Raw genomic sequence first — 17,427 nt, forward strand, 5'->3', positions numbered from 1 at the left:
GGGTGGGCAAAGGCGCACTTGCGCCGTGGCCACCATTTTTCCTTATGCGAATTGGTGGGCACGCTGCGCTTTGCCCACCCTACAAGGCGCACCGCGTCCGGGACCCGAGGGCTAGCCGCGCGCGGCAATGATCTCCAGCGCCCGCGCGCCGCTGACGGGTGCGTCGACCGGCAGCCTGGCAAAATCGGCCGCCGCGCCCTTGATCGCCTTGTCGAGCAGTACGGTGTAGCGCCGCCGCGGAATCTCGACCGCGCCGAACGAGCGCAGATGCTCGGTGACATACTGGGTGTCGAGCAGCTCGAAACCGCCCGTGATCAGCCGCGCCACCAGATGCACCAGCGCCACCTTGGAGGCGTCGCGGGCGCGGTGAAACATGCTCTCGCCGAAAAAAGCGCGGCCGAGGCTGACGCCGTACAGGCCGCCGACCAGGTCGCCATTCTGCCAGACCTCGACGCTGTGGCAGTGCCCGAGCCCGTGCAGGCCCAGATAGAGATCGCGAATCCGCTTGTTGATCCAGGTGTCGTCGCGGCCGGGCTGCGGCGCGGCGCAGCCCGCGATCACCGCCTTGAAAGCGGTGTTGACCGTGACGGTGAAGACGTCGGAGCGGACGGTGCGATTCAGCCGCGAGGCGATGCGAAAGCCGTCGAGCGGAATCACGCCGCGCATTTCCGGCTCGACCCAGAACAGGGTCGGATCGTCGGCGCTCTCGGCCATCGGAAAGATGCCGCAGGCATAGGCGCGCAGCAGCACTTCAGGCGTGATGTCGGAGGAGGCGGAATCGCGCGATGCCATGGCTGGCAGGATAGCAGTTTCGGGGCCGCCGCGGCTAGCTCGCCGCCGGCAATGTCTCAGGCCGACCCGCGCCAACCATGGTCACGATCGCATCTGGCAATGCCGAAGGGGAAACAGGGATCTTGATGGTCCACACCGTGCCGCTTTCCGAGGCAAGGTTCGCGGTTCCTCCGACCTGTTCAACGAGACGGCGCACCAGGCCAAGCCCGTGCCGCTTGCTTTCGGCCTGGGCCTTGAAGCCCTCACCGTCGTCGCGGAGGGTCATGGTCATCAAGCCAACGTCTGCAACGAGGCTCTGGACGGACACGATGATCGATCCTTTTCCGCCGGGGAAGGCGTGGTCGTAGCTGTTGGTCACCACCTCCGCCACAACAATCCCCAGTGCTGTCGCCGCATCGAGATCGAGCATAAACGGCTCGCTGTGACAGGTCAGCGTGACGGTGTCCTCAGGTGCTCCCTGTATCTCTGCAAGATGGAGACACAGCGATTTGATGTAGCTGCCAAAATCGATGGTTCGGGTCATCTCGGCGCCGAGTAGATGGTCATATACCTGGGCCAGGGTGGAAACCCGGCGCGCGATCGCCTTGATGCCCCGCTGCCCGGCCTTGTCTGTGGTGTCGCCGAGCTGCTTGTTCAGCATTCCGTAGACAAGCTGCAGATTGTTGCGGACCCGGTGTTGCAGCTCTTCCGCCAGAACGCTCTTCTGGTCCAGCAGCCGGTCCTTGTCCCGGACCAGGACTTTCATCTGCTCGATGGTGTTCTGCAGCGTTGCCGTCCGCGCCGAGGTTGCGACCGCTTCAGCTAGGACATTGGCGAAGCCGGTGAGGAAGTCGATATCGTGCCGATCGTAATCGTGCTGTTGGTCATTGTCGATCTCCAGCACGCCGTAGGGCCTGGCGTCATCCTTGACGTGGATGACGACGTCGACGGTCGAAACGATGCCGTGAGCGGCATAGAACCGAGGTAGCTCGAAATCGTGTTCCTTGCGCACGTCATTGCAGATCGATGGCTCGCCGGTAACGAACGCCCGGCCTTGTGGCGAAGTCGGATCGGCGCATACGACCGTGCCGATGACTCCAGCCTTCCAGCCGTGTCCGGCTTCGATGCGAAGGTCGTTCTCCGCGGCGCGATATCGGCACACCTTGGCGTAGGGGACGCCAAGGCTTTCGGCGCAGACTCGCGCCGCCTCGGTCAGCACCTTCTGCAGATCCCCCTCGCGCAGAGCAAAACTGCCGAAGCGGGCAATCGCCGTTTGCTGGCGTAGAAGTTTCCTTACTTTTGCGCTGTCGTCGCTCATGCGGTGGCCATCGGCGGAGCTGTGGCTGCCGGACGCAGCATTTGGAAGCCCTTTGGAAATGGCGGCAGCGCATTGCCGCTGGCGAACTCGCTGACAATTTTCAGAGCACGCACCAGATCGGTGGAGCTATAAGGTTTGGAAAGGCAGGCGTCGCCGTCGGCGGTTGTCAGCACGACCTGCGACATGTTGCCAGTGGCATAAAGCACGCCGAGCTTGCCAAGCGGAAGCAACTGCGCGGCGATTTCGGTCCCCAGCCCGCCATCGGCAAGGCGGAAATCGAGCACGGCAAGATCAGGCTTGTGCTTGTGAGCCAGGGCGACCGCCTCGGCCACCGTGCGGGCGATGCCGCAAACTTCATATCCGGCGTCAATGAGAATCTCTTCCGCGAGATCGGCGATCATCAGGTCATCTTCGGCGATCAATACCCTTAGCACGCACAACCCTCCGGCTTGCGACCAGGTCGCCTGCGATGTCCATCTGAAAGTTCAGAGTCTGGGGTCTTAACTCCCAAAGGACATCGCAGTTCCGAACGCAGCCTTCGACTCAGCCGCGGCAGGTTGCCCGGCATGTGAAAGAAAATCTGAGCAATTTTGACCATGACTACTCGTCACTTGTGATCCGTAGCCGTTTGCTGAAGCTGATCATGAAAAACTGACGCGGGGGGATCGGGGTGCTTCGGGGAACTTACTTGCGGACAGAAACGTTCCTGATGAAGCGTCGCGCTTTCATGCCGAAACCGCGCATGCTTCAACTGGAGTACACCATGAACATTTTTTACATCATCGGCGTCATCGTCGTGATTCTCTTTGTCGCGGGCTTTTTGGGGCTCCGTTAAGCGGCATCCTCTGCGGAGTCTGCGCGATCACGAATTCAAATTGCGGATTTTGAGCCAAGCAGGACCAGCGAGACGGTTACACCGACGATGCCTCGTCGCGATGTTGCCGTTAGGAAGGCTCAAAAAGAATGCGGCCTTACTTGGCTGGCCTACCGCGCTTGGCAAAGAAGAGGCCCTGAATTTCAGTCGCGTTTCGGAGAATTCCGGCTTTTTTCATGGCCTCTGTCCGATCAGGCCCCGGCGCCATGTCGCGGGCTTCCTCCAGCGCCGCGACCGCTATGGCATCCAGGTCGTGAATATCCGGCGATGGTCGTGCTCGTTGCGGCATTTCACTGGCTTCCCCTGAGGCCTTACTTTGGCGGGTTTAATTCGCTGCTTGTCCACCCGGACTTGCCCGACTTCATGGGATCCCCAACCAAAGGCTTTTGAACGTGTTCGCACTTCGGACATTCGAAGGTCCGCAGATCGGAATGTGCGGGCCCCGCTTCGATGCGGGTCAGCATCATCCGCCCCTGACACTTTGGACAGCGCGGTCGCTCGGTTGGAAGCAGCGACGGTTCGGAACGATAAGGTTGCATATGATGCGCCCCTCCAGGATCAGGCGGGAGCTCGCTACTCTCAGTCACCGATAGCAGCCGGGTACGGTGCGGTGATCCGGATAAAGTGGCATGTCGCCTGCTCGATATAGTGGTCAATATTGCTCATGCCTGCAGTTTTACAGAGATCCATTCAAGCATAGGGCGATGTTGGATAGATAATTGGCGACCAGGTCCCACCGGGACCGGAACCATCGCCCCCTGGTTAACTTGTCGATGCATTACCGGATGCCCCTTTTGCCCAGGGTGTCCGATGAACGGCCTCAGCATGTCCCCCCCGTGCTGGGGCCGGTTTCTTTCGGAGCCCTCCCTGGAGCAATGGCGGAACAATCATCTGCGGGTGCAATTAGCCTACACCAAGGGAGAAGTCTGAGATGCACCGATCCAAGCCGCATACCGTTCGAAACAAGATTGACCTGACTGATCCCAGCCAGGTGCGATGCCTGAAGAAACGGCTCGGCATATCCGCTGACGATTTGCAGCACGCTGTCGGGAAAGTGGGTAACTCGATTGCCGCGGTGAGCAAGGAACTTCAGAAAGTGACTCCTGCAACAGATGTGGCGCCGGTCCAAACCGGAGTGCCGTTGCGACTGAAAGCTGCCGGTACCGCAGCGGAGGCTTAATGCACTTTGGCGCGCCCGAGACCTATTTCAAAGAGTGAGCAATAGTGACCACTAACTACTGAAGCCAGAGCGCATGGTGGCTCCATCACCGCTCCTTGTCGGCAGTTATCGGTGACTGAGAGTATCGAGCTCTCGCCTGATCGAGGCCAGCATCATGCCATCCACACACCCAAATCCAGTATACAGCTGTGCCGAAATCAGAATCCTGGCGTGCTCCAGGTGCGCAATCCGATGAGGGTATCCCGAATCGAACCGTGCGCACCGGGCTACGATGTGCGCACCTATGAGTGCGCGAAATGCGATTCCAGCGAGCGCTTTTCGGTCGCGATCTAAACGCGATTGTTGCGCGGTGGCCGTCCCGACATCAGAGAACCACGAAGCAATTCCGACTTCACCTTGATGTGCAAGCGCCGGGAACAGGTCAGATGTAAGCGCGTACCGATGCGTTGATGTCGCAGGCAGAAACCGGCAAAATTGCTCTGCGTCCATCGTCCCTGTTATGGCCGGTTGTCACCCGGCGCGTGCGACCGACAAAGTTGAGCGATCCAAAAGGTTCAGGAACTTTGTGAGGGGCGGGCAGTTGGCCTCTCACAGGAGATTTCAGTGCATAAGGATGGAAAACAAATCGTCGAGACGGCGGTGGAGGCGAGAGGCGGTCGTTTGGGCCGGCCGGTCCTCCTGGTGCTGCTCGCTAGCTGCGTTCTGGCAGTGGCCGCGCTTATCTTCGCATACTCAGGCACGTGAAATTCTCAACGCGTTCGTCAAGGAGACTTTCCTATGGACTTGATCCTTATTGTACTTGTCGTGTTGCTGCTGTTTGGCGGCGGCGGATACTGGGGCCGCCGTAGAGGTCATTGGTAAGAACTAGAACATGGAGGCGACCACGGAGAAAACGTGCCTTGAGCAACGTAGCGAGCGGTGTTTGGATTCGTTACTCGCACAACCCCATCGAATATCCACGCTAGGACGCGCCGACGAAGCGGCTGTTAAAGCTGCCGCTGCGCTTATCCGATGATCTATGGTCAGGCGGCCACGCTGTTTTCGCCACACATCTCCCGCGGGCATCCGAAAAGCCATTGGGGCTTTCGACCATTTGAATTCGCCGACGCCTGCCTCCCGCAACGGAGCAGTTAGCGAGCATTGCTTGTTGCGTCGACGTCCGAGGCCCTTGTTGGGCGTTTCCTCCCCGACTGCCCGGCGGCCCCACGGCTGTCGGGCATTTTTGCGATGAGTGGCGTCGGATCCGAGACTTTCCTGCGCCAACACAACTTGTCCGTCATGGAGCGGAACATGCAGGCTATCAGGGACTTTACTGACATGTCCGGCAAAACAGAAAGAGACCGATCATGTCGACGCGTTTTCAGATTGCCTTGTTAATGTTCATGATGACCAATGCGGTTGCCTTCGGCGTCGGTATCGTCCTGGTTCTGATGATTCCCGCACTCGCGGCTTACGCGTTCGAAGCGATTCCAGCTGTCGTTGCAGCGAGCTTGGTGGTCAGCGCGCCGGCGGCTTGGTTCATAGCTCCCACGCTGCGGTCGCGATATCAGAGGATTCATTCCCAGTAGCGTCATCAAGCAGGGTCGGGGTGTCGCGACCCGATCTGACAAACCGGCCGCCAACGACCTCGCCTTGATCAAGTTCGCATCAAATCCGTATTCGGTTGCGGGCTTACGAGTTCGCTGCGGCTAGCTCGCCGGCGCGCAGCCGGGTTTTGCCGCTGATTTGTTGACGCGGCGGAACCGCAGCACGATCCTTGTGCCGGAATGGCCGGGATCGCGCTCGACGCTGGCTTCGAGTTTCTGGGCCATGGCGGAGACGATGCGCTGGCCCATGCCGGTGGAGCGCGGGTCGGTCTTGACGTTGAGGCCGACGCCGTCGTCGACGATCGCCAGTTCGAGATCGTCGCCATCGGCATCGAGGGTGACATGGATCGGCCCGGCGCCGTCGGGGTAGGCGTATTTCACCGCATTCATCACCAGCTCGTTGACGATGATGCCGATCGCCACCGCGCGGTCCGGGTCGATCTCGACCGGCTCGGCCTTCAGGGTCAGCCGCGACATCTTGTTGCCTTCGGCGGACCGCCTCAAATCCTCGAGCAGGGCCTCCAGATACTGGTTCAGGAGCACGCTTTTCAGATCGTGCGAGGTGTAGAGCCGGCGGTGCACCTGCGCCACCGCGGCGACCCGCCCCATCGCATTGGTCAGCGCCGCCTTGACGTCGTCCTGGCTGGCCGAATTGGCCTGCAGATGCAGCAGCGAGGCGATGATCTGCAGCGAGTTGCCGACGCGATGGTTGACCTCGCGCAGCAGCACCTCGCGTTCGGCGGCGAGCGCGGCATAGCGATCGCGCGAGGCGTGGACCTCGGCCTCGGCCTCGTCGCGGGCCTTGCGAACCATCGCCTGCTGGATGGCGCTGTCGACGGCGACATGGAGCAGGGGGATGAAATCGCCCTGGACGTCCTTGACCAGGTAATCGACGGCGCCGGCCTTCAGCGCGGTGACGGCGATGGCGGAATCCTGCGACGCCGTGACGAACACCACCGGCGGCGCGTTCGGGATCTTCAGGATCCGCTCCAGCGTCTCAAGGCCGTCGAGGCCGGGCATGTACTGATCGAGGGCGATGACATCGATGCCGCCCTGGTGCAGCCGCTCCAGCCCTTCGGCGCCGCCAGGCGCATGCACCACCTTGACGCCGAGCCGCGTCAGGCCGCGGTCGACCAGCCGGGCCAGCGCCGGATCGTCGTCGATGTAAAGCAGCGTGGGCATGGTCGCGGTCATGTGGCGGCTGCGGGTACCTGAATGACGGAGAAGAACAGTCCGAGCTGGCGAATGGCGTTGGCGAAGCTTTCGTAGTTCACCGGCTTGGTGATGTAGACGTTGGCGCCGAGTTCGTAGCAGCGCTTGATCTCCTGGGAATCGTCGGTGGTGGTGAGCACCACGACCGGCGCGCATTTGAGATAGGCGTTTTCCTTGACCCGCCGCAAGATGTCGATGCCGGTCATGTCGGGCAGATTGAGATCGAGCAAAATCAGCAGCGCGTTGCCCTTGTGGGCGAGGCCGGTGCCGTCGCTGCCGAACAGGTACTTGACCGCATCTGTACCGTTGGTGAACGCCACGATCTCGTTGTTGACCCCGGAACGGCGAATATTGCGCTCGATCAGGCGGGCGTGCCCCTCGTCGTCCTCGATCATGATGATGGTGACTGGATTGCTCATGACTCTCTGTTCCGGTTCGTGGCTGCCCAGCGAATGGGCAGCGTGGTGGTGAAGGTACTGCCGTGGTTGAGTTCCGATGATACCGACATGGTTCCCCCGAGCCGCCGCACCAGGGCCCGGACGTGGGCGAGCCCGATGCCCTGGCCCGGTTTGTCCTGGCTGCCGGCGCGGCGGAACAGGTCGAAAATCCGCTGGTGGTCCCTGGGATCGATGCCGCGGCCGTTGTCGGAGACCTCGAATATCGCAAAGCCGAGCTTGGTCCGGCCCCGGACATGGATCTCGCCGGGAACTCCCGGCTTGAGATATTTCAGCGCGTTGTCGATCAGGTTGGAGAAAATCTGCTCCATCGCGAGGCGGTCGCTGACGATGTCCGGCAGCGGTTCGATGTGGATGGTGGCCTCGGCCTCCGCGGCCTGATGCGCCATGGTGCTCACGATGGCTTCGATCAGTTCGCGCGTATCGATCTGCACCGGCTGGAACTCGCGCCGCCCCTCGCGGGTGAGGTTGAGGATCGCTGTGATCAGGCGGTCCATCTTGGCGATCGACGATTTGATGAAGCCGAGCGCCTCGGTGAAATCCTGCGACAGCTGCTTGTCGGCGCCTTCGAGCACGGGCTCGGCGCTGTCGGTGGCGTTGTCGGGCGCCGGCGGCGCCGATGATTGCGCGCGGGCAAGGGATGCGATCCGTTGGAAGATGTCGCCGCGCAGTTCCTCGAGCTCGCTGGTGAAGCCCATGATGTTGACCAGCGGCGAGCGCAAATCGTGGCTGACGATATAGGCGAAGCGCTGGATCTCCTCGTTGGCCTCGCGCAGATCGGCGGTGCGCTCGTCGATGGTGGTTTCCAGATTGAGGTTGTTGTCGCGCAACAGCGCCTCGGCGTCGTCGCGCGCGCTGGCGGAGCGCCGCACCAGGAAAATGGAGATGCCGGCCAGCGCGATCACGAGCCCGGATCCTGCGATGGTCACCCAAGCCGACAGCTGCTGGCTGCGATGGGCATTGCCGGTTCGCAACGCAAACAGCCGGTCCTCCTCCGATCGCATCGTGGCCGCGATCTCGCGAATCGCATTGCTGCTGTTGGCCGCGACCGCCTCGCGCACCAGCGCCACGGCGCTGTCAGGCTCGGCTTGCCTGACGAAGTTCATTTCCCTCGCGAACTGGTCGAGTCGCAGCTCCACCGTCGGCCGCAATTTCCTGATGTTCTCGACCTGACGTGGATTGTCCGACGTCAGCTGCGCCAGCTTGTCGACATTGGCGGGGATGGTGGCGACGGCAGCCTCATGATCTCTCAGGAATTCGGGTCCGCTTGTGAGCAGGTAGCCGCGCGCCGCACTTTCGGCGCGGCGGATGTCCAGCAGCAAGGCGTTGATCTGGTTTTCGACCTCGACGGTGTGCACTACCCGGCCGCTGTCTTCGCTGGCCTTGTTGACCAGCAGGACGGAAGCGGTGCTGATCGCGACCAGCACCAAAAATCCCGCCGCAAGCAGCAGGATCTGGCCAATCGCGCGCCGGCGCGTGGCCTCAGGCGTCACGGCAGTCTCGGGTCATGGAACAACGGAATTGCAGCAACCCCCTGGATGGCAAGGTTTCCCCAGCGGTGAGAACGCCGCTCCGGCCAATTGGTTCCAGGATGTGTGGCGCCGAACGGCCGTCAGCCGGGGTTCTGGCCGGCCAGATACTGTTCGAGCCAGTGGATATGGTAGTCGCCGTCGATAATGGCGGGCTCCCGCACCAGCGCCCGGAACAGCGGCAGCGTGGTCTCGATGCCCTCGACCACCATTTCGTCGAGCGCGCGGCGCAGCCGCATCAGGCACTCGCCCCGGGTCTTGCCATGGACGATCAGCTTGCCGACCAGCGAGTCGTAATAGGGCGGGATGACGTAGCCCTGATAGACGGCGGAATCGATCCGCACGCCGAGGCCGCCCGGCGGATGGTATTGCGTGATCCTGCCCGGTGACGGGCGGAAGGTCTGGGGATTTTCCGCGTTGACGCGGCATTCGATGGCGTGGCCGATGATCTGGATCTCGTCCTGCGTCGCCGGCAGTTCGCCGCCGGCGGCGATTCGGATCTGCTCCAGCACGAGGTCGATATCGGTGATCGACTCGGTGACGGGATGCTCGACCTGGATCCTTGTGTTCATTTCGATGAAATAGAACTCGCCATCCTCGTACAGGAATTCGATGGTGCCGACGCCGAGATATTTCATGTCCTGCATCGCCTTGGCGCAGGTCGCGCCGATTTTGGCGCGTGCTGCCGCCGCCAAGACCGGCGAGGGGCCTTCTTCCCAGATCTTCTGGTGACGCCGCTGCAGCGAGCAGTCGCGTTCGCCGAGATGGATGGCGCCGCCGCGGCCGTCGCCGAGGATCTGGATTTCGATGTGTCGCGGCTTCTGCAGGTATTTTTCCAGATAGACCGAGGCATCGCCGAACGCCGACTTGGCCTCGTTGGACGCGGTCGACAGCGCCAGCATCAGATCTTCAGCGGTCTGCGCGACCTTCATGCCGCGACCGCCGCCGCCGGAAGCCGCTTTCACCAGCACCGGAAAACCGATGGACTCCGCGATCGCCATCGCGTCGTCCTCGGGACCGACGCCGCCGTCGGAACCGGGCACCACGGGAATGCCGAGCCGCTTGGCGGTCTTCTTGGCCTCGATCTTGTCGCCCATCAGGCGGATGTGCTCGGCCTTCGGCCCGATGAAATGCAGATTGTGCTCGCCGAGGATTTCGGCGAAGCGGGCGTTTTCCGACAGAAAGCCGTAGCCGGGATGCACGGCGTCGGCGCCGGTGATCTCGCAGGCGGAAAGCAGCGCCGGGATGTTGAGGTAACTGTCCTTCGACGGCGGCGGGCCGATGCAGACGCTTTCGTCGGCCAGCCGCACATGCATGGCGTCGGCGTCCGCGGTGGAATGCACCGCGACGGTGGCGATGCCGAGTTCCTTGCAAGCGCGCAGGATACGCAGTGCGATCTCGCCGCGATTGGCTATCAGGATCTTGTCGAACATCGCAGCGCCTGACGTTGCCGAATTCTATTCAATGATGACGAGCGGTTCGCCGAATTCGACCGGCTGGCCGTCCTCGACGAGAATCTGCGTCACGGTGCCCGCGCGCGTCGACGGGATCTGGTTCATCGTCTTCATCGCCTCGATGATCAACAGCGTCTGCCCGATCGCCACCTTGGAGCCGACCTCGATGAACGGCTTGGCGCCGGGCTCGGACGCCCAATAGGCGGTGCCGACCATCGGCGAGGGCACCACGCCCGGGTGTTTTGCCAGATCGGCGATGGCGGCCGGTGTAACGCTCACAGCGGATCCATGGGAACCCGAGGGCATCTGCTGGAAATTCGCCGGCATCGATGCGGCGATGCTGATGTTGCGGGCGACCCGCACCCGCAGGCCGGCGCGTTCGATCTCGATCTCGGTGAGACTGGTCTCGTCGAGCAGCAATGCGAGTTCGCGAATGAGCGCACTGTCGTCGCTGTTGAACTTCGCGGCTTTTGTATCGTCAGGCTGGCTCGCCATGATCTTGATCCGGAGCTTTCTGTGGGGTGACGGGCGAAAAGGCGTCAGGCAGTCGCCTTGACGCCGATTTTGGCGGCAAGGCCCTGGATCGCCAGTCGGTAACCCTCGATGCCGAACCCGCAAAGCGATGCGAACGCGGCCCGGGCGGTGAAGGAATGGTGGCGGAATTCTTCGCGGGCATGGATATTGGTGACGTGCACTTCGACGGTTGGAATTTTTACCGCCATCAGGGCGTCGTGCAGCGCGATCGAGGTGTGTGAGTAGCCGCCGGCATTGATGATGATCCCGGCGGCCTTTTTCGCAAGCGCCTCGTGGATGAAATCGATCAGCTCGCCTTCGCGGTTGGATTGTCTGCAGTCGGCCTTGAGGCCGAACTGGGCAGCGGTCTGCACGCAGAGCTGCTCGACGTCGGCAAGCCTGGCGTGGCCGTATTTCTCGGGCTCCCGGGTCCCCAACAAATTGAGGTTCGGGCCGTTGAGCACATAAATCGTCTCGGCAGGTCTCTCGGCCATCCAGATCCCGGTAATGCTGCTGCGGTGGCGGCGGTTATAGGTAACATCAGGCCCCAGGGGAAGCCTTTAGGCCGCCCTATACCCTGCCCAAATGCCTCACCCGGCTCGTTAAAAGCCGCGCGGAACCTGCGGAAACTGCTCGTTAACCAATGTTTGAAGGGGAGGCGGTACCGTCACCGGGCGGGGCTGACATCCCCCCATTACCAGCGGTTCTGGAGCCGCAGGCTTTCGGCGAGGTCGCCGCGGAAATTGTGCTGCCCGAGATGCAGCAGCCTGCATTGCAGATCGACCCAGACCTTGCCGCCGATGTCGATCCAGCGGCGGCAGAACGCGTAATCCTCCGAAAGGTAGCGGCCGGAATCGGGATCGACCATGCAGTCGAAGAACAGCCAGTGCAGATGTGCCTCCGGATGGCCCGGCGGCCCGTCCGGCGTGTATTTCAGCTCCGGGTATTTTTCCATCATGCGCGAGAAAACATCGCGCTTGATGCACATGAAGCCGGTCGGCGCCTCCGCGACCTCGACGAATCCGTCGGCGTCGGCATAGGCGCTGACGCGCTCGGCGCCGTGGCCGACCGGATTGAACGGAGCTCGGACTTCGCGCAACGACGGTGCGGCAGAATCTCAAGAGCGCCTACGAAAAGACGCAGGTTCACAGCCAGGCCGCATTGGTGACGCTGGCGCGCAGTTTCGGGCGCTAGCCCGGCCGGCTCACGCGAAAGGGGCAGGCATTGCTGCCCGCCCCGAACGCGTTATCCTGTCAGCTGCGCTTAGCCCTCGATGATGTAGACGATCTCGTGGGTCTCGGGCCTTACGATGACGTAGCGGCCGCTAACCAGGATGACCTGGTAGCCGCGCCATTCCGGATAGATCTCGACGATCCGCGGCGGCAGCGGATAGAACCGGACCGAAGTCGGAACCCGCGTGCCAACCGAGATATTGAAGTTTACGTTGGTGGTTTCCTTAATGCTCGTCTCCGACTTGATCGCGGAGACGATCTGGGTGCGCTTTTCGGCCGGCGGTGCGGCGGTCGCCGAAGTTGCGGCGTTGCCGGTCGTCTGCGACTTGCTGTCCGCCCCAGCCGGGGCCTGGGTGGTGGTCTGCGACTTGCTGTCCTTGGCAGCGGGGGCCTGGGTCGTGGTCTGGGACTTGCTGTCGGTGGGACTCTTGGAGTCCGCCTTCATGTCCTTGCCGGCGGCACCCTTGTCCTGCGTCTCGGAGCTCATGCTCTTCGACTTCTCGCCCTTCATGTTGTCCTGGGCTGATTTCTCGCCCTTCATGCCGGGCTTCGCGTCATCCTGGGCGCGCAGGTTCTTGCCGCCTTCGGGCGCCATCTTCTCATTGGTCTGGGCGCCCTTCATGCCCTTCGATTCGCCGGCATCGCGATTCATCGGAGCCGCAGATGGTGCGGCGCGTTCAGCGGGCGCGCTCTGTTGGGCGGGGGAACCCGCCGACGGTGCGGCGTCGCGCGCCGGCGCCTGCGCATTGGCGAAGCCGGTTCCGGCGATCAGCGCCGCTGCGGCGACAGAAATCATAAAACGGTTGGTCATGGTGTCTCCTCGTGTGATTGCATTGCCCACGCCGACAACGAAGCGAGAGGAGCGATGTTCCGGACAATCGCCGGTTCCATCGATTTAGTTCGATGAATGCGTGATGAACCGCCGGCTTTGAAAAAGCCGCAAACAAAAGGCCGGCTCGAGAGCCGGCCTTTCAGTTCAGCAACGCGGCAACATCAGATTGCAGCAGGCGCCGCTCAGCATGTCGCCTTGCCGCAACGCGCGACGCCGATTTTTTCCCGCAGGGTTTCGACGCCGACCGCGCCGATCACCACCTGCTTGCCGATCACGTAGCTGGGCGTGCCGTTCATGCCCATCGCCTCGGCGAGCTTGAAGTTCTCCTCCAGCGTGGCGCGCACTTCCGGACTGGCGAGATCCTTCTCGAGCCTGGCCATGTCGGCGCCGGCTTCCTTGGCGGCGGCCATCGACCGCGCCTTGTCGGCCTGGCCCTTGCCGTTCAGCAGCTTCTGGTGAAACTCGAGATACTTCTTGCCGCTGGGATCCTGCATGCGCATGGCGACCCCGACCTGGGCGGCTTCGACGGAGCCGGGGCCGAGCACCGGGAATTCCTTCAGCACCACCTTCAGCTTGGGATCTGACTTCATCAGCTCCATCATGTCGGTCATGGCGCGTTTGCAATAGCCGCAATTGTAGTCGAAGAATTCGACCATGGTGACATCGCCATCCCTGGCGCCGACGGTGACGCCGCGCGGCGATTTGAAGATCGCGTCCTCGTTCTTGGCTACTCCCGCGGCATGCTTCTCGGCCTCGGCGGCGGTCTGGCGCTTGCTGAGCTCTGCCATCGCCTCTTCCAGCACCTCGGGATGCTTGAGCAGATAATTCCGGACGATGGTTTCGATATCGCCGCGCTGGATGTCGGAGAAACTCTGCGCGGAGGCCGGCGCCGGCGCCCCGCAGAGTGCGAGCGCGAACAGGGCGGGGGCGAGCAGGCGGAACGAGCGCATGGGCAAATCCTCTTGGACGAATTGATTGGCTGAGTTGTGAAGGGGCCGGTCTTGCGAAACCTTACGTCCGGCAGATTTATTTCTGGTTGCTTGTTTCTAGTTGCTCTTCTGGCCGGGCAGCGGCTTGGCGGAGACGATGTCGTCGGCCTTGACCCAGCCCGGCGTGCCGATCGCGAACCGGGTCTTTGCCCGCGAGGCCAGATCGCGCGCGGTCTTGTTGTCGCCGCGCAGAAAGGCCGCCTGGGCGGAAGCGAGGTCGGCCTGCGCAAGATCTCCTTTTCGGCCGTAGGCCATCGCGAGCTGGGTATAGCCGATCGGCGCCTCGCTCTCACGCGCCACCGCCGCGCGCAGAATCGCGATGGCTTCGTCGGTGTGGGCGTTATTATTAGTCCCTACCAGCGCCTGCCCAAGTAACATCTCGATGAGCGGGGCGTTATTCGACAGCTGTACCGCCTTGCGCAGCGGCACGATGGCCTCGGCCGGCTTGCCGCCTTCCAGCAGCGCCTGGCCGCGCAATTCATAGAAGTAGGGGTTGGCGGGCTGCAGCTGGATCAGCGCGTCGATCTGGGCGATCGCGCTGCGCAGGTCGCCATGCCGGTAGGTGGCGATGGCGCGGGCATAGCGCGCGGGCAGGCTGTCGCTCGACAGCGGATAGCGCCGGTAGACGGTGTCCTGCCGTTCCATGAAGGCCGAGATCTTGGCGCGCACCATGTCGTGGCGCAATTGCAGGGCCGGGTCGTCCTTCTTGTCCCAATAGGGGCTCGAACGCGCCAGTCCTGCGAGCGCTTCGACACGCTCGGCCGGCATCGGATGCGACATCACATAGGGATCGGAACCGCGCGCGGCAAACAGGCTCTCGTTGGTGAAGCGCTTGAAGGTTTCGTACATGCCCTTGGCGGACTGGCCGGTGGCGTTCAGGAACTTGACCCCGGCGCGGTCGGCGTTTTCCTCCTGCTGGCGCACATAAGAGAGCAGGGTGCGGCGGATCACTTCCTGTGGCGCGGACATCGCCGCCGCGCCGACATTGGCGAGACCGCTATTGGTGCCGCTTCGCGCGCCCGCGACCAGCGCGCCGGCGCCGAGCAGCATGGCGATGATCATCTGGGTCTGCGCCGCCGCCAGTTGCTCGCGCAGCTTGGAGAGATGGCCGCCGGCGAGGTGGCCGGTTTCATGCGCCATCACCCCGATGATCTGGTTCGGGGTTTCGGACTGCATGATGGCGCCGTAGTTCACGAAGATGCGCCGGCCATCCGCGACGAAAGCGTTGAACGCGCTCTCGTTGATGATGACCATCTGGATATTCTGCTTTTCCATTCCCGCCGCGCGCAGGATCGGGCGGGTGTATTCGCGCAGCAATTGCTCGGATTCGGTATCGCGCAGGACGCGCAGACCCCCTCCTTGCGCAAGCGCCGGCATCGGCGCAATGACGAGCGCGACCGCCGTGGCAAGGGCGGTCAGTTTCGACATTTTCTGGCGCAGGGCGATGCGGAGCAACATGACCTTCTCGGGGGATTGGCGGCGGGCCGGATACGAGATATGCCCTAACAAAACGCCGAATGCGGCTTGTCTGGGGCCAGGAGCCTGTTTTTGGTGCCCGTTTTACCCTCGTTTTCCTTGGTTCGAATAGCAGATATCGATGCTTGATGCGACACTGAGAGACCGCGCCCGGGGCCTGCTGACAGCGTCGGCGCGAAGCAATGTTCCGCCGTTCATGGTGATGGACGTGATGGCGGCGGCGGCCCGCATCGAAGCGGCCGGCGGCCATGTGATTCACATGGAAGTGGGCCAGCCGTCGGCGTCGGCGCCGAAGCCCGCGATCGCGGCCGCCCACGCCGCCCTCGAATTGGGGCGGATCGATTATACCTCGGCTCTGGGCACTCCCTCGCTGCGCGCGCGGATCGCCCGGCATTACCGCGAGACCTATGGCTGCGCCGTGGATGCCGAGCGGATCGTGATCACGACGGGATCGTCCGGCGCGTTCATCCTGGGCTTTCTCGCGATGTTCGAGCCGGGCGACCGCGTCGCCGTCACGGTTCCCGGCTATCCGCCGTATCGCCACATCCTCACCGCGCTCGGCTGCGAGCCGGTGCTGATCGAGACCTCGAGCGAGACCCGCCACGCGCTGACCGGCGAGGCCTTGCTGGCGGCCCATCACAAGACGCCGCTGAAGGGCGTGCTGGTCGCAAGCCCGGCCAATCCCACGGGGACGATGATGTCCCGCGAGGCGCTCACCAGCCTGATGGCGGCGGCGGAGGGGGCGGGCATCCGTTTCATCTCCGACGAAATCTATCACGGCCTCGATTATGCCTTTCCCGCGGTCACGGCGGCGGAACTTTCGCCTGATGCCCTGGTGATCAATTCGTTCTCGAAATATTTCTGCATGACCGGCTGGCGGGTCGGCTGGATGGTGGTGCCGGAACCGCTGGTGCGGCCGATCGAGCGGCTGCAGCAGAATCTTTCGATCTCGGTGCCGACCCTGTCGCAGATTGCGGCCGAAGCCGCCTTCGATGGCCGTGCCGAGATGGAAGCGATCAAGCGCGGCTACCAGGAGAACCGCCGCATCCTGATCGATGGTTTGCCGCAAGCCGGGCTCGACAGTTTCCTGCCTGCCGATGGCGCGTTCTATCTCTACGCCGACGTCTCCAAATTCACGTCCGACAGTTTTGCCTTTGCCGGCCTGATGCTGGAAAAGGCTGGTGTCGCGGCCACCCCCGGGGTCGACTTCGATCCAGTTCATGGCCGTCAGTTCATTCGGTTTTCCTATGCGCGTTCCGCCGACGAGATGCGCGAAGCGGTCGCGCGCATCGCGAAATGGCTCGGCTAGCCGCGCAAACGCTTCGGTTCACCGCGCCGTTCACCCCCAACACTTGCACGCATCAAGGAGATGTTCTTGTCAGTCAGATCAACACCCGGGCTCGTCGCCGCCAGGCATTCTCCACTCGCCGCCGTGGCGTGGCCCCAGCCCGCCGCCGGTTTTTCGCTGGTGTTGCGCAGCGGGGTCCTGATCGCGCTCGGGACGGCGCTGCTGACGCTCTCGGCCAAGATCAACCTGCCGCTTCCTTTCGTGCCGATGACGCTGCAGACTCTGGTCGTGCTGGTGATCGGCGCCGTCTACGGCTGGCGCCTCGGCTGCACCACCGTCATCGCCTATCTGGCGGAAGGCGCGATCGGATTGCCGGTATTCGCCGGTCCGGTTGGCGGCCTGGCGCCGCTGATGGGTCCGACAGCCGGCTACCTCTACGGCTTCGTGGCCGCCGCCTTCGTCACGGGATGGCTGAGCGAGCGCGGCTGGGATCGTTCGGTGCCGCTGCTGTTCGTCGCAATGGCGCTCGGACACATCGTCATTCTCGCGGCCGGGTTCGGCTGGCTCGCATTCGGCATGAAGCTCGGCGCCGAGAAGGCTTGGCTGGTCGGGATCGTGCCTTTCCTCGCGGGCTCCCTGGTCAAGAATGCCCTCGGCGCAGCGCTGGTGCCGGCGAGCAGGCGCCTGTTCGATCGTCGCGGATAATGCCGCCGATCAT

General features: G+C 62.9%; 18 protein-coding genes. 4 read left to right on the plus strand and 14 right to left on the minus strand.

Going from position 1 to position 17,427, the window contains the following annotated elements; translation table 11 throughout:
- Positions 1 to 111: 111 nt before the first annotated feature.
- The 4 genes from aat to Q7T45_RS19110 form a co-directional block, all read right to left on the minus strand.
- A complete protein-coding gene (gene aat / locus Q7T45_RS19095) occupies positions 112 to 792 on the minus strand; it encodes a leucyl/phenylalanyl-tRNA--protein transferase (RefSeq protein ID WP_304872679.1) in 681 nt (226 codons plus the stop codon).
- Between the two features lie 34 nt (positions 793 to 826).
- Complete coding sequence (locus tag Q7T45_RS19100; protein WP_304872680.1) at positions 827 to 2,089, minus strand: histidine kinase dimerization/phosphoacceptor domain -containing protein; 1,263 nt, start codon at positions 2,087 to 2,089, stop codon at positions 827 to 829.
- Positions 2,086 to 2,523, minus strand: a complete 438-nt coding sequence (locus Q7T45_RS19105; RefSeq protein WP_304872682.1) for a response regulator — start codon at positions 2,521 to 2,523, stop codon at positions 2,086 to 2,088. The genes Q7T45_RS19100 and Q7T45_RS19105 overlap by 4 nt, the downstream gene beginning before the upstream one ends.
- A 537-nt stretch (positions 2,524 to 3,060) precedes the next feature.
- The gene (locus Q7T45_RS19110) at positions 3,061 to 3,252 is read right to left on the minus strand and encodes a hypothetical protein (RefSeq protein WP_304872683.1); all 192 of its coding nucleotides are present in this window, start codon (positions 3,250 to 3,252) and stop codon (positions 3,061 to 3,063) included.
- 642 nt (positions 3,253 to 3,894) lie between these two features.
- Here Q7T45_RS19110 and Q7T45_RS19115 point away from each other — a divergent pair.
- Together Q7T45_RS19115 and Q7T45_RS19120 are read left to right on the plus strand one after the other, a co-directional pair.
- Positions 3,895 to 4,143, plus strand: a complete 249-nt coding sequence (locus Q7T45_RS19115; protein WP_304872685.1) for a DUF3606 domain-containing protein — start codon at positions 3,895 to 3,897, stop codon at positions 4,141 to 4,143.
- Between the two features lie 1,346 nt (positions 4,144 to 5,489).
- Positions 5,490 to 5,711 carry a hypothetical protein gene (locus Q7T45_RS19120; RefSeq protein ID WP_304872687.1) on the plus strand — a complete coding sequence of 74 codons (222 nt, stop codon included), beginning with the start codon at positions 5,490 to 5,492 and terminating at the stop codon, positions 5,709 to 5,711.
- 120 nt (positions 5,712 to 5,831) lie between these two features.
- Here Q7T45_RS19120 and Q7T45_RS19125 read toward each other — a convergent pair whose 3' ends face one another.
- The 10 genes from Q7T45_RS19125 to Q7T45_RS19170 all read right to left on the minus strand — a co-directional run bounded on the left by Q7T45_RS19125 (position 5,832) and on the right by Q7T45_RS19170 (position 15,403).
- Positions 5,832 to 6,923 (minus strand): sensor histidine kinase, encoded by a 1,092-nt coding sequence (locus tag Q7T45_RS19125; protein ID WP_304872689.1) that lies wholly within the window; start codon positions 6,921 to 6,923, stop codon positions 5,832 to 5,834.
- Entirely contained in the window at positions 6,920 to 7,360 is a 441-nt protein-coding gene (locus tag Q7T45_RS19130; protein ID WP_304872691.1) for a response regulator, read from the minus strand. Before Q7T45_RS19130 ends, Q7T45_RS19125 begins: the two co-directional genes overlap by 4 nt.
- Positions 7,357 to 8,889 (minus strand): CHASE3 domain-containing protein, encoded by a 1,533-nt coding sequence (locus Q7T45_RS19135; protein ID WP_304872692.1) that lies wholly within the window; start codon positions 8,887 to 8,889, stop codon positions 7,357 to 7,359. The genes Q7T45_RS19130 and Q7T45_RS19135 overlap by 4 nt, the downstream gene beginning before the upstream one ends.
- A gap of 119 nt (positions 8,890 to 9,008) precedes the next feature.
- Positions 9,009 to 10,358, minus strand: a complete 1,350-nt coding sequence (accC, locus tag Q7T45_RS19140) for an acetyl-CoA carboxylase biotin carboxylase subunit (protein WP_304745368.1) — start codon at positions 10,356 to 10,358, stop codon at positions 9,009 to 9,011.
- 24 nt (positions 10,359 to 10,382) lie between these two features.
- Positions 10,383 to 10,874 (minus strand): acetyl-CoA carboxylase biotin carboxyl carrier protein, encoded by a 492-nt coding sequence (gene accB, locus Q7T45_RS19145; RefSeq protein WP_304872694.1) that lies wholly within the window; start codon positions 10,872 to 10,874, stop codon positions 10,383 to 10,385.
- A gap of 44 nt (positions 10,875 to 10,918) precedes the next feature.
- Positions 10,919 to 11,386, minus strand: a complete 468-nt coding sequence (gene aroQ / locus Q7T45_RS19150; RefSeq protein ID WP_304872695.1) for a type II 3-dehydroquinate dehydratase — start codon at positions 11,384 to 11,386, stop codon at positions 10,919 to 10,921.
- 200 nt (positions 11,387 to 11,586) lie between these two features.
- Positions 11,587 to 11,991: a hypothetical protein gene (locus Q7T45_RS19155; protein WP_304872696.1), complete on the minus strand. Its 405-nt coding sequence runs from the start codon at positions 11,989 to 11,991 to the stop codon at positions 11,587 to 11,589.
- 164 nt (positions 11,992 to 12,155) lie between these two features.
- Positions 12,156 to 12,935 carry a DUF1236 domain-containing protein gene (locus tag Q7T45_RS19160; protein WP_304872697.1) on the minus strand — a complete coding sequence of 260 codons (780 nt, stop codon included), beginning with the start codon at positions 12,933 to 12,935 and terminating at the stop codon, positions 12,156 to 12,158.
- Positions 12,936 to 13,138: 203 nt separating this feature from the next.
- On the minus strand, positions 13,139 to 13,906 hold the full coding sequence (locus Q7T45_RS19165; protein WP_304872698.1) for a DsbA family protein: 768 nt from the start codon (positions 13,904 to 13,906) through the stop codon (positions 13,139 to 13,141).
- 96 nt (positions 13,907 to 14,002) lie between these two features.
- The gene (locus Q7T45_RS19170) at positions 14,003 to 15,403 is read right to left on the minus strand and encodes a M48 family metalloprotease (RefSeq protein WP_304872699.1); all 1,401 of its coding nucleotides are present in this window, start codon (positions 15,401 to 15,403) and stop codon (positions 14,003 to 14,005) included.
- Positions 15,404 to 15,542: 139 nt separating this feature from the next.
- On the opposite strand from Q7T45_RS19170, the gene Q7T45_RS19175 reads away from it, so the two are divergent.
- Both Q7T45_RS19175 and Q7T45_RS19180 read left to right on the plus strand, forming a co-directional pair.
- On the plus strand, positions 15,543 to 16,730 hold the full coding sequence (locus Q7T45_RS19175) for a pyridoxal phosphate-dependent aminotransferase (protein WP_304872700.1): 1,188 nt from the start codon (positions 15,543 to 15,545) through the stop codon (positions 16,728 to 16,730).
- 66 nt (positions 16,731 to 16,796) lie between these two features.
- On the plus strand, positions 16,797 to 17,414 hold the full coding sequence (locus Q7T45_RS19180) for a biotin transporter BioY (RefSeq protein WP_370691318.1): 618 nt from the start codon (positions 16,797 to 16,799) through the stop codon (positions 17,412 to 17,414).
- Positions 17,415 to 17,427: the final 13 nt, after the last annotated feature.

Source organism: Bradyrhizobium sp. (assembly GCF_030646015.1).
Taxonomy (GTDB): domain Bacteria; phylum Pseudomonadota; class Alphaproteobacteria; order Rhizobiales; family Xanthobacteraceae; genus Bradyrhizobium.